Origin of the sequence: Pseudoflavonifractor phocaeensis, from assembly GCF_038439875.1 — a bacterium.
Classification (GTDB): domain Bacteria; phylum Bacillota; class Clostridia; order Oscillospirales; family Oscillospiraceae; genus Vermiculatibacterium.
The window spans coordinates 251,144-263,110 of record NZ_JBCDMT010000003.1; the positions used below are offsets into that span (position 1 = coordinate 251,144).

Consider the following 11,967-nt stretch of genomic DNA (forward strand, 5'->3'; position numbering starts at 1 on the left):
ATTACCATGTAATTATGAACTTTTCTACTGCCAAAAGGAAATTTTCTCCTCAGCGCAGCAGTTCCTCAAAGAGGGCCCTCGCCCGTTTCCCGAACTCCTCCGGGGTGTCCTCCTGGGTGTTTTCCAGCACGTGGCCGCTGTGGGAGCGGAAAAAGCCGTCGTCCGGCTGGGCCAAGGCACGGCGGCGGGCGTATGCCTCGTCGATGCCGTCCCGGGCCATGATGCGCTTCACCCGCAGCTCCAGGGGGGCCAGCACGGCCACCACGGTGTCGCACTTGGCCGCCGCCCCGCTTTCGATAAGGGCGATGGCGTCGATGGCGGCGGCGGGGCGGCCCGCCCGGCGGGCGGCGGCGACGCGGTAGTCGATGGCCGTCATGACATAGGGATGGGTGATCTCGTTGAGCCGCTCCAGCCCGTCCGGGTAGACCGCCGCCGCCAGAGCCTTCCGGTCCACCTGTCCCGCCCCGTCCAGGATGCCGTCCCCAAAGACCCGGGCCAGGTCCCGGCGCAGGAGATCGCTGCTCTCCAGCAGGTCATGGTAGACGGCGTCGGCATCGATGATTTCCGCCCCCAGCTCCCGCAGGGCGTTCAGCGCCGTGGTCTTCCCCGCCCCGGTGGGGCCGGTGATGCCGATGACCTTCATGGGCTTTCTGTGGGGCCACAGCCACCCCAGGGAAAAGGCCAGGACCATCAGCGCCAGGGCTATGACCTCCGAGGCCGTCATAGTGGCCTGACCGATGTAGTTGGCCTGACTTTCAAAGAGGAGCGCCAGCCGGGTGGTAAAAATGGCGAAAACGTTGAACCATTGGCTGAACCCCGCCAGAAGCATGCTCCTGGCCTCGTCTCCCACCAGGAGGAACTGCCACAGGTAGACCGCCACCTCCGCCGCCATCACCCAGTGGGTCAGCGCCAGGGTAGGCAGGTAGCGGCGGCCCTTGGCCCGACAGTTGTAACCCAGCAGGCCCCAGAAAGCGAGTACCGCAAGGGGGACGCCATACCAAATGAACATGCCCAGCACAGGGATTGTGGCCCATATCATAAATGTGACGTTGTACACCCAGCCCACCGCCGCAGGCGCCAGGCCCGCCAGCAGGAGCTTCCAGGCGCTCTTTTTCACCGCCCTGCCCTCTCAGGTATTGGCGGCCACGTCCGCCTCGATCTCCGCCTCTTTTTCCCGCATGGCGGTCAAAGTCTTGTCCAGCAGGGTGTCCAGCTCCCAGCCCAGCTGCTCCGCCCCCTGGATGATGGTGTCCCGGGAGCAGCCGGCGGCGAACTTGCGGTCCTTGAATTTCTTTTTGAGGCTCTTGAGTTCCATATCTGACACGCTCCCCGAGGGGCGCATGAGGGCGGCCGCGCCGATGAGGCCGGTGAGCTCGTCGCAGGCGAAGAGGACCTTCTCCATCTCCAGCTCAGGCTGGGCGGCGGCGCCGGTCATGCCCCAGCCGTGGCTCGTCACGGCGTGGACGAACTCGGGGGTGAAGCCGGCCTGGGTGAGCAGCTCCACCGCCTTGACGCAGTGCTCCTCGGGCCACTTCTCGAAGTCCACGTCGTGCATCAGCCCCACCAGGGACCAGAACTCGGCGTCCTCCCCATAGCCCAGGTCCTGGGCGAACCAGCCCATAACGGCCCCCACGGTGAGGGCGTGGCGGACGTGGAAGGCCTCGGAATTGTACTCCTTCAGCAGCTTGAGGGCCTCTTCCCGGCCCACTCCGGCGGACAATGTGCTCATCATGCTTCCCTCTTTCTCTTTATTTGCTCAGCCACGCCAAGGCCTCGGCCTCGGTGGGGACGAAACAGACGCTTCTGCCCCGGTTGCTCTCGCCCAGGAAATCCAGCAGGTTTTTGCTGGTGTAGCGGGAGAAGTCCCCCACCACTGCCAGCCGGGTCTGGTAGTTGACGAATTTTTGCAGCACGTCCCCCGCCAACCCCGTGGGCAGGCGGAAAAAGTCCTCGTCCAGGGCCTCCTTGGGGAGGATGAGGGCCTGACACTCCGTCCCGTACCGGGCGGAGGCGATCAGGTCCAGGGCGTCCTGGGCGGAACGGATCACGATTTCGTCGGTCCGAACCGCCGTGATGGTCTTGCTCAGCGGTTCCAGTTTCATTTTGGTCAAACTCCTTTTTATAACTCGATGATGTGAAAGCCCGCGGCCTTGTTGAGGCGGTTGGTCACCGCCAGGCCCAGGCCGGTGTCCGTGGGGGACTGGGCCCAGATGTCGTTGACGTCGGCCCGGTCAAAGGCCCGCAGGGCGTCGAAGATGCGCCGCGCCTGCTGGGCCTGGTCGGCGGCGGGGCCGATGGCCTCCACCAAGTGGCCCCGGAAGTACCCGGCGTACTCGTCGAAGCAGATGACGCCGCTCTTGTCTCCCATCCGGGCCACGATGTACCCCGCCGTCTCGTCCGGGTCGCCCTTCACCACGGTGACGGGGGCCTGGGGGGCGTAGTGGCGGTATTTCATGCCGGGGGCCTTGGGCTGCTCCCCGGGGGCCATGAGGCGGCGGACCGCCTCGTCCACCGCCACCTCCCCCAGGGCGTCCTCCAGCTCCTCCAGGGTCACCCCGCCGGGGCGGAGAAGGCGGGGGGGCGTGACGGTAAGGTCGACGATGGTGGACTCCACCCCTACCTGGCAGGGGCCGGCGTCCACGATGGCGTCAATTTTGCCGTCCATATCCTCCAGCATGGCCGCCGCCGTGGTGGGGCTGGGGCGGCCGGAGGCATTGCCCGAGGGGGCGGCCACCGGCACGCCGGCCAGGGCGATGATCTCCCGGGTGACGGCGCAGTCGGGGCAGCGCATCCCCACGGTGTCCAGCCCCGCAGTGACGGCGTCGGGCACCAGGGGCTTCCGCCGCAGAATCATGGTCAGCGGACCGGGCCAAAACTGGTCGGCCAGGGCGTAGGCCACGGCCGGGATGTCCCCGCAGTAGCGCTCCAGCCAGCCGTCGTCCGGCACGTGGAGGATGAGGGGGTTATCCTGGGGGCGGCCCTTGGCGGCGAAGATGGCCCCCACGGCGGCCTCGTCCAGGCCGTTGGCCCCCAGGCCGTAAACCGTCTCGGTGGGGATGCCCAGCAGGCCGCCGGAAGAGATGACCCGGGCGGCGGCGGCAGCGTCGGCCGGGGTCAGGCGCTTCGTTTCCAAATCAGGTCACCCGATTTCTCAATAGATTGGCGTACGGGTCCCCGCCAGCTCGATGGTGGTGCCCTTGTCGAAACCCTCCCGCTGGAGGTAGGCCCGGACGGCCATGATGCCGTACTTGGGGTTCATCTTCTCGTCCTCCAGCTCCAGCTCCACGAAGCCGGCCTCGCCGGTCCGGCCGGAGGAGAGGAGCCAGCCGTCGTCCTCCAGGACGGCGTCCAGGTCACTTTTGAATTGGTCCAGGTCCTTGCCCTGGGGAAGGGCGGGAAAGTCGATGCGAAGTTCCATAAGAGGGTGTGCTCCTTTCGGTTGGTGGTTTCAAGATGGGACGGGGGTGCGGGCGGATGATATCCGCCCCTACAGTAGCGCGCGCCGGTATTGTTTCCCGGTATTCCGCAGAGCATTGGCGAGGCGGTTAGTATCCCCCGCCATTAATGCGTGGGCCGATATCGTTTCCCGGTGTCCCGTGGGGCATTGGCGGGGCCGGTGTGGTTTGGGGTATGACACGGAGCTTGTAGGGGCGGATATTATCCGCCCGCCGTCTCCTGCTCCAAGCGCCGGGCCTGGTCGGCGGTGACCAGGGCGTCAATGATCTCGTCCAGGTCCCCGTCCATCACCGCGTCCAGCTTGTAGAGGGTCAGGCCCACCCGGTGGTCGGTAAGCCGCCCCTGGGGGAAGTTGTAGGTGCGCACCCGCTCGTTGCGCATGCCGGTGCCCACCTGGCTTTTGCGCTGGGCGGAGTGCTCCCCCTCCACCCGCTCCCGCTCCTGCTCGTAGAGCCGGGAGGCCAGGATGCGCATGGCCTTCTCCCGGTTCTGGAACTGGCTGCGCTCCTGCTGGCACTCCACCACCATGCCCGAGGGTTTGTGGATGAGCCGCACGGCGGAGGAGGTCTTGTTGATGTGCTGGCCCCCCGCCCCGGAGGAGCGGAAGACCTGCATCTCGATGTCGCCGGGGTCCAGCCTCACGTCCACGTCCTCCAGCTCGGGGAGCACCGCCACGGTGACGGTGGAGGTGTGGACCCGGCCGCCGGACTCGGTTTCCGGCACACGCTGGACCCGGTGGACGCCGCTTTCAAACTTGAGCCGGGAGTAGGCCCCGTCCCCCTGGATGGTGAAGCAGATTTCCTTGAGGCCGCCCAGCTCGGTCTCGCTGGCGGAGTCCACCTCCACGCCCCAGCGGCGGCCCTCGGCGTACATGGAGTACATGCGGTAGAGGCTCCCGGCGAAGAGGGCGGCCTCCTCCCCCCCCACCCCGGCCCGGATCTCCACGATGACGTTTTTGCCGTCGTTGGGGTCCTTGGGCAGGAGCAGGACCTTTAGCCGCTCCTCCAGCTCCGGGAGGGCGGCCTTGGCCTGGGCGTACTCCTCCCAGGCCATCTCGGCCAGCTCCGGGTCGGAGAAGAGCTCCTGGGCCTGGGCCATGTCCGCCTGGGCCTTCTCGTAGGCCCGGTAGGCCTCCATCAGCGGGGAGAGCTCCTTTTGCTCCTGGTTGAGCCTAGCGGCCAGGGCGTGGTCGTCGTAGGTGGCGGGGTCGGCCAGCCGGGCCTCCACCTCCTGGTAGCGCTGCTCGATGGTTTTCAGCTTGTCCAGCATGGGGGCAACTCCTTTCCTAGGGGTATTTCCGGGACAATGGGTTTCCCCTCATCAGTCAGCTGCGCTGACAGCTTCCCCCAGGGGAAGCCTTTTTAGGCGCGGTCAAAGACGAAAGATTTCACCAGGGCCAGGGGCTCCCGGAAGAACATCTGGACGGCGGAGGGGGCGTGGCTCACCGGGGCGGCCAGGGTGGACAGGTTGTCCGTAGGCCCCCCGGCCCGGTCCCAGAGCAGGCCGATGCGGGAGAGGTGGAAGCCGCTGGACACCAGCAGCACGCCGCCGGTGGTATCGCGGCCCTGCTCGGCCAGCAGGTCCAGGGTGTAGTTCACGTTCTCCCAGGTGTTGCTGGCCCGGTCCTCCAGAAGGATGTTCTCCCCGTCCGCCCCGTGGGCGGTGAGGTAGTCGTACATGGCCCTGGCCTCAGTGACGTGCTCGTCGTCCCCCTGGCCGCCGGTGACCACCACCAGCGTGTCCGGGTGGTCGTTCAAATAAGTTAGGGCGGTGTCCAGCCGGTCTTGAAGGAGAATGGAGGGGCCCCAGGTCTCCACCTTACAGCCGAAAACCACCATCACGCCGGGCTCCCCGGCCACCCTCGTGCGGCTGTGGACGCCGATGTAAATTTCCAGTGCGGCGAAAAAGAGCACTGCCGCCGCCAATAACAGCAGCAGGGTGTTGCGCAGGGGGTGCCGCTTCCCGGCGTAGCCGCTGCGCCCGTCCCAGACCCGTCTGTCGCTCATCCTCTCGCCTCCTCCAGCTCGGCGGCCAAGGTCTCCCACACCGTGTACAGGTGGGCGATCTCCTCCTCCAGCGCCTTTTGCTCGTCGCAGACCTTTTGCAGCTCCAGATAGTTGGAGGCGACCTCCTCCGCCCGCTGGGTCAGCTCAAACTGCCGCTCCTCCGCCTTCGCCACCGCCCGCTCGGCGGCGGCCACCTGCTTTTCCAGCTCCTTGGTGCCGCCGGGGCGCTTGGGCTTCTCCTTCTTGGGCTCCTCTTTCACCGGGGGCGGGGCCCCCTTGGCGAAGGCCTTCTGCCGGTCCTGATAGTCCAGATATTCCTGGTAGGTGCCCTTGAAATCGCTGATCTTGCCGTCCTCCAGCATCCAGATGCGTCCGGCGAACTCGTTGATGAAGTACCGGTCGTGGGAGACGAAGAGGAGGTTCCCCTCGTACTGGGACACCGCCCCCTCGATCCAGTCCCGGCTGTCCACGTCCAGGTGGTTGGTGGGCTCGTCCAAGATCAGCAGGTTGATCTGCTGGCTCATCAGCTCGCACAGCTTCAGGCGGCTTCGCTCCCCGCCGGAGAGGCTCGCCACCACCTTGAACACGTCCTCTCCCCGGAAGTTGAAGGCGGCCAGCCGGTCCCGGGCCTCCTGGGGGGTGCAGTTGAGGTCGTAAAGGAGGGTGTCCACTAGATTGCGCTCCGGGTGGTCGAAGGTGACCAGCTGAGGCAGGTAGCCCACCCGCACCGTGGGGCCGAAGCGGAGCTTCCCCTCGGTGGGGGCCAGCTCTCCGAGCAGTATCTTGACGAAGGTGGACTTGCCGGTGCCGTTGTCCCCCAAAAGGGCGATGCGCTCGCCGCCGGCCACCTCCAGGTTCACCCCGGAGAAGAGGGTCCGGCCGTCGAAGGCCATGCCCAGGTCCTTGGCCTCCAGCACCTCGTCCCCCCGGAACTCCCGCTCCCCGAAGCCCATGGTGAGCTTGCGCTCTTTGGTGGGCCGGTCGGTGGTCTGGATGCGCTCGATGCGCTTTTCCATGGAGAAGGCCTGCTTGAAGAGCTTATCGTTGCCCAGGAAGGCCCACAGCCGCAGCCGCTCGGCGGCCTCCTGGAGCTGCTCCACCTTGGCCTGCTCCTTTTCGTACTGGCGCAGCTTTTCCTGGAAGCGGCGCTCCTTCTCCTCCACGTAGAAGCTGTAATTGCCCGAGTAGAACTCGGCCTTGCCGTTTTGGATCTCCACGCAGCGGGTGACCACCCGGTCCAGGAACCAGCGGTCGTGGGAGATGGCCAGCACCGTGCCCTTGTAGCGGGACAGGTAGTCCTCCAGCCACTCGGTGGCGTGGAGGTCCAGGTGGTTGGTGGGCTCGTCCAACAACAAAATCTCCGTGTCCCGGAGGATGAGCCGGGCCAGGTTCACCCGGGTCTTCTCCCCGCCCGAGAGCTGGTCGAAGAGCTGGGCCCGCATGGCGGGAGGGATGTCCAGGCCGTTGCAGACCTTATTGAGCTCAATGTCGGTGTGGTAGCCGCCGCCGGACTCGAAGGCGGCGCTCAGCTCGTCGTAGCGCTTGAGCTGGGCGGGGGTGGCCTCTTCCATTTGCTCGGCCAGCTGGGCCATCTCCCGCTCCATGGCCCGCAGGTGGTCGAAGGCGGTGGCCAGCACGTCCTCCACGGTGTACTCGGGCGGGTAGACGGGGATCTGGGAGATGAGGCCCACCCCCTTGCCGGGGGCGGTGCGGGCCTCGCCCTCGTCGGCGTCCAATTCGCCGGTGAGGATTTTAAAGAGGGTGGTCTTGCCCGCGCCGTTGCGGCCCAGCAGGCCCACCCGCTCGCCCTGGTCCACCTGGAAGGTGAGGCCGTCTAAAATTTTCTTGCCGACCTCAAATTCCTTTGACAGGCCGGTGACTGTGATGTCGATCATGATGGTGTTTTCCTCGTTTTGTGTAGTGGGGTCCGTTTGATTGGCGGCTGATTGCACGTCAAACGTGCGTGATTCTGGGGGATGTTTCTTTTCCCGAGGAAAAGAAACATCCCCCAGGCCCCCAAAGAAAAGTCTTGGGTGCTGACCTGCCTGCAGATTCCCTCTTTCGTAGAAGGTCTACTGCCCGAAGCTAGGGGGAAAAGCACGGGAGCATCTGTGCGACACGTGGCCCCCCTTGCGCCGCTGCCGCTGACACGTGCTTGATACCGCTTGGTCCTTAGCCTTCCCCTCGGGGGAAGGTGGCAGCCCGGAGGGCTGACGGATGAGGGGAACTGGGGATAACAGCAAAGGCTCTGCTAAAGAGAAAAGTTCCCCTCATCAGTCTGCTTCGCAGACAGCTTCCCCCAGGGGAAGCCTAATTTCCATTTACCCAGGCACACCAATGAGTTGCAAAGCCTGCCTGTACAGCAGTACCCAGCGGCAGTGGCGCTAAGAGGAGCAGGAGTTGACAGGCGTGAGCACCGGTCGATAGAAGCTACCAACTCTAAATTTAGTTGCGGCTTTTTTCTTTGGCTTCCCCGCCCGCAGGCGGGGCCCCGTCCTACCCCTCCCGGGTGATGGACTTCAAATACCCGACAATGCTCTCAAACTCCATCCCCCGGGATGCCTTCACCAGCACGGTGGTGCCGGGCCGCAGGAGCTTCTCCAGCACCGGCAAAGCCTCTTCCTTGCTCCCGAAGTAGTGGCACTCGGGCACGTCTTGGGCCGCGGCGGCGTCATAGATGTGTTTGGCCAGCTCCCCTACCGCCACCAGGCAGTCCACGTGGCTGCGGCCCAGGAATTCCCCCACGCCGGTGTGGAGCACCGAGGCCAGAGGCCCCAGCTCGAACATATCGCCCAGCACCGCGATCTTGTAATCCCCGGTGTAGCCGTCCAGCACCTCGATGGCCGCCCGCATGGACTGGGGGTTGGCGTTGTAAGCATCGTCCAGGATTGTGATATTGTCGGCCCGGTTGAGAATGTTCATCCGCATCTTGGTGGGGGCGAAGTTGCGCACCCCGGCGGCAATCTCCTCCAGCTTCATGCCGAAGCGCTCCCCTACGGCGGCGGCCATGAGGGTGGGGTAGATCATGTGCTCGCCCAGGGCGGGGATGTCCATGCGGCAGGTCCCCCGGGGGGTGTCCACCCGGCAGGAGACCTGGCTGCGCCAGTCGCTCTCCAGCTCACTGGCCCGGTAGTCCAGGCCCTCTCCACTGCCGCAGAACACGGCGTCGCCGGGGGTGTGGCCCCGGAGCGTGGCCAGCAGGGGGTCGTCCCCGTTGAGGATGGCGTAGGCCCCGGGCTTGGCATAGTGGAAAATCTCGCACTTGGCCTCAAAGATCTTCTCCCGGGAGCCAAAATTCTCGATGTGGGAATCCCCGATATTGGTGATGAGCACCACGTCGGGCTGGGCGATGGCGGAGAGGTAATCCAGCTCCCCGGCATGGTTCATGCCCAGCTCCAGCACGGCGATCTGGTGCTTTTTCTCCAAACGCAGCAGGGTCAGGGGCAGGCCGATATCGTTATTTTTGTTGCCCTCGGTCTTGAGGACCTCGTATTTCTCGCTGAGCACCGCCGCCACCATGTCCTTGGTGGTGGTCTTTCCCACGCTGCCGGTGATGGCCACCACGGGGATGTCGAAACGGTGTTTGTACCACACCGCCAGGTCCCGCAGGGCCCTGTGAGTGGAGTCCACCTTGATATAGAACTTCCCCGGCAGATAGCTCTCCCGCTCCCGCTGGGTCAGGCACCCGGCGGCGCCCCCCTCCAGGGCCGCGTTGATATAGGCGTGGCCGTCAAACCGCTCCCCGTTCAGGGGCAGGAAGAGGGCCCCGTCGGAGATGGTCCGGCTGTCGGTCTCCACCTTGGTGACGGCGGCGTCCAGGTCGTTGAAGTCGCCCAGCAGGCGGCCGTTTACCGCCTCCAGGATCTCTCGGATGGTCAAGGCTTCCATGTGGGAGTCCTCCTTCAAGGCTTCCGCCGCTGGCGCAGCGAAGCATCCACGATGTGCTGGCACAGGGTGGGGTAATCCAGCCCGGCGGCGGCGGCCTCCTGGGGCATGAGGCTGGTGGGGGTCATGCCGGGCAGGGTGTTGATCTCCAGGAACCAGGCCGTCCCGCTTTCGTCCAGGATGAAATCGGCCCGGGAATAGACCCCCAGGTCCAGCGCGGCGTACACCGCCTCGGCCGCCCGGGCCACCTGCCGGGCCGCCTCGGGAGAGATGGGGGCGGGACAGATCTCCTCCGCCGCCCCGGCCTGGTATTTGTTCTCGTAGTCGTAAAAACCCTGCTTGGGGATGATCTCGATGGCGGGGAGGGCCTTGCCGTCCAGCACCCCCACCTGGATCTCCCGGCCGGAGACATACCGTTCCAGCACGCACCGCCCCCCGAATTTGAGGCCCTCCAGCAGGGCGGCCCTCAGTTCCTTTTTGTCCCTGGCGATGGCCACGCCGATGGAGGAGCCCGAGTCCACCGGCTTCACCACACAGGGCACCGGGGTCTTGCTGGTGAGCCGGTCCACGTCCCTTTCCGTGTACTCGGCATAGCTCCACTCGGGGGTGGACACCAGCCCCTTCACCAGTTTCTTGGTCATATCCTTGTCCATGGCCACCGCGCTGCCCAGGTAGCCCGAGCCGGTATAGGGGATATCCATCAGATCGAAGGCGGCCTGGACCCGGCCGTCCTCCCCGCACTGGCCGTGGAGGGCCAGGAACACGATATCGGCCCCCTGGCACAGCTCCAGCACACCGGGGCCGAAGTCCCCCTTGCCGTCCCACTTCCGGCTGTTCCGCACGGCCTCCAGATCCGGGGCGGCCCGGTCCACCTTCCGCCACCGCTCGGGGGCGGGGGCTTTATACAGCTCCTCCCCGGTGAGCCCGGGATAATCCTCCAGGCCGAAAAACATATCGATCAGGGCTGTCTGATGCCCCAGGCCCCGCAGGGCCTCGGCGATCTTGGTGCCCGAAGAGAGGGAGACGTTGCGCTCCGGCGACAGTCCCCCAGCCAAAACTACGATTTTCAAAGGGATGACCCTCCCATATTTCCATGATGATTCCATTTTATGCTTGATTTTATATTGTAACACAAGGCCTTGGGAATGACAAGGTCAGGCGCCGGAAAGAGAGGGCAATCATAGCGGCAGAAAAGGGGCCGCGCCAAAATAACGCCGCCCCTTTCCGTTTATATTTCTTTGAGCCGTGTCAAGGCCTCCATCTTTGCTTGATTCAGCTGGCCAAGCTTGTCAATCTTTTCTCGAAGCTCTTCCACCCGCCTTTGAATCTTTTTGCTGGTTTCCATATCATTATTGGCCAAGCTGTACTCGGCATATGCCCGAATGGCCTGTTCTATCTTTTGAAACAGCAGATCGCCCTCCAGCTTCTCTTCCTGCACAGCTTCGGCCGGCAGCGCAGGCACCGGTTGGAGCACACTCTTTCTCTTCCAGTATGCCTTATAGTAATAATACGGTGTACCGTGGCCTTCCCCGCCTCCAAAGGTCATAACATCAAGCTCATCCACCGGCATCAGCTCCAACAGACCGTTCTCCTTATCCCTAATGAGCTGGTTGACAATGCCGACAAATGAATCCATCCTTGCTCTCCGAATCAGGAAACCGCCCTCTTTTCGCTCAAGCCCAGCCTCCTCCAATCGCTCGGATAGTTCTCGATAAAGCCCGCTATACCCTGAATTCCTCCGGTTTCCTGCCTCTATCAGATACAAAGCAGCTTCTTCTTTGTCGTATTTTAGCGTACACAAGCGGTTGAGCCCATCCACCGTCACCGCGTCCCTGGAATAGACGTTGATGTTACGATACTTCCTCTTGTATTGTGTCAGGAGAAATTTCCCCTGGATCTCTTCTACCTTTTTTGTCAAATCTCGAGGGATTTCTTCAGCGCTGCCAGGAAGCTGTGAGGGCTCCTTCTTGCTGAGGGAAAACCGTTTCGCGGACTGGTAAACGATTGGCCTTTGAATCAGATCCAGCTCCTTCTCACTCGTCGCCCCAAACGTAGCCAATATAATATTTGCCATTATTCCATTCCTCCACAGCAGCGCCTGAGTATGTCAATATATTGATCCCCAAATGCTCCGACAATGCGGTTGAGCAGTTCCACCGTCAGCCGTGTCTCACCTTTTTCGATCCGATACCACGTGCTTTTAGGACAATCGATCAATTTCAAGAATTCATCACGGCCTATCCCGCTCTTCTCCTGAATGTTTTCCCTGACTGATTTGAGGGTCTCTTTGTCCATCCCCAAACACTCCTCTTTTCTTTTTTCTTGCCCTCATTAGGGGCCTTTTTTAAATTATTATAATAACTCGGCCTGTCGTTGACAAGGCCGAGTTTTGGGACATCGGCTTCAAAAGCACCTCTTTTTGAAATTCGCGCCCGCGAATCAATATCGAGCTCTCCGTCTTTCCTCCCCGGGTCGCTTTTTGCCGTTATCAGCCGTATGGATTTTTTTCAAAAGCCCTTGCGTCCCAGCCTTGTTCCGATTATAATTACTATGTATCCATTCGTTATAACGTCCCGGAAAAGGCAAACCCGCTCCACGGGTTGCGAATCCCGGACATGGA

Annotated in this window: 12 protein-coding genes; all 12 read right to left on the minus strand. The window is 63.3% G+C overall.

Annotated elements, in window-relative coordinates; genetic code table 11:
* Positions 1–49: 49 nt before the first annotated feature.
* Positions 50–1,117, minus strand: a complete 1,068-nt coding sequence (coaE, locus tag AAEU42_RS05925) for a dephospho-CoA kinase (RefSeq protein WP_342232616.1) — start codon at positions 1,115–1,117, stop codon at positions 50–52.
* Between the two features lie 12 nt (positions 1,118–1,129).
* Entirely contained in the window at positions 1,130–1,732 is a 603-nt protein-coding gene (locus tag AAEU42_RS05930; RefSeq protein ID WP_342232617.1) for a hydrolase, read from the minus strand.
* 16 nt (positions 1,733–1,748) lie between these two features.
* A complete protein-coding gene (locus AAEU42_RS05935; RefSeq protein WP_342232618.1) occupies positions 1,749–2,102 on the minus strand; it encodes a DUF4180 domain-containing protein in 354 nt (117 codons plus the stop codon).
* 17 nt (positions 2,103–2,119) lie between these two features.
* Entirely contained in the window at positions 2,120–3,133 is a 1,014-nt protein-coding gene (locus tag AAEU42_RS05940; RefSeq protein WP_342232619.1) for an L-threonylcarbamoyladenylate synthase, read from the minus strand.
* 18 nt (positions 3,134–3,151) lie between these two features.
* On the minus strand, positions 3,152–3,418 hold the full coding sequence (locus AAEU42_RS05945) for a hypothetical protein (RefSeq protein WP_342232620.1): 267 nt from the start codon (positions 3,416–3,418) through the stop codon (positions 3,152–3,154).
* Between the two features lie 239 nt (positions 3,419–3,657).
* Complete coding sequence (prfA, locus tag AAEU42_RS05950) at positions 3,658–4,725, minus strand: peptide chain release factor 1 (RefSeq protein ID WP_342232621.1); 1,068 nt, start codon at positions 4,723–4,725, stop codon at positions 3,658–3,660.
* Between the two features lie 92 nt (positions 4,726–4,817).
* The gene (locus AAEU42_RS05955) at positions 4,818–5,462 is read right to left on the minus strand and encodes a YdcF family protein (protein ID WP_342232622.1); all 645 of its coding nucleotides are present in this window, start codon (positions 5,460–5,462) and stop codon (positions 4,818–4,820) included.
* Positions 5,459–7,357: a ribosomal protection-like ABC-F family protein gene (abc-f, locus tag AAEU42_RS05960; RefSeq protein WP_342232623.1), complete on the minus strand. Its 1,899-nt coding sequence runs from the start codon at positions 7,355–7,357 to the stop codon at positions 5,459–5,461. The genes AAEU42_RS05955 and abc-f overlap by 4 nt, the downstream gene beginning before the upstream one ends.
* A gap of 601 nt (positions 7,358–7,958) precedes the next feature.
* Complete coding sequence (locus tag AAEU42_RS05965; RefSeq protein WP_342232624.1) at positions 7,959–9,350, minus strand: UDP-N-acetylmuramoyl-tripeptide--D-alanyl-D-alanine ligase; 1,392 nt, start codon at positions 9,348–9,350, stop codon at positions 7,959–7,961.
* A gap of 14 nt (positions 9,351–9,364) precedes the next feature.
* Positions 9,365–10,417: a D-alanine--D-alanine ligase family protein gene (locus AAEU42_RS05970; protein ID WP_342232625.1), complete on the minus strand. Its 1,053-nt coding sequence runs from the start codon at positions 10,415–10,417 to the stop codon at positions 9,365–9,367.
* Between the two features lie 158 nt (positions 10,418–10,575).
* Positions 10,576–11,421 carry a hypothetical protein gene (locus tag AAEU42_RS05975; protein ID WP_342232626.1) on the minus strand — a complete coding sequence of 282 codons (846 nt, stop codon included), beginning with the start codon at positions 11,419–11,421 and terminating at the stop codon, positions 10,576–10,578.
* On the minus strand, positions 11,421–11,642 hold the full coding sequence (locus AAEU42_RS05980; RefSeq protein ID WP_342232627.1) for a helix-turn-helix domain-containing protein: 222 nt from the start codon (positions 11,640–11,642) through the stop codon (positions 11,421–11,423). Before AAEU42_RS05980 ends, AAEU42_RS05975 begins: the two co-directional genes overlap by 1 nt.
* Between the last annotated feature and the right edge of the window lie 325 nt (positions 11,643–11,967).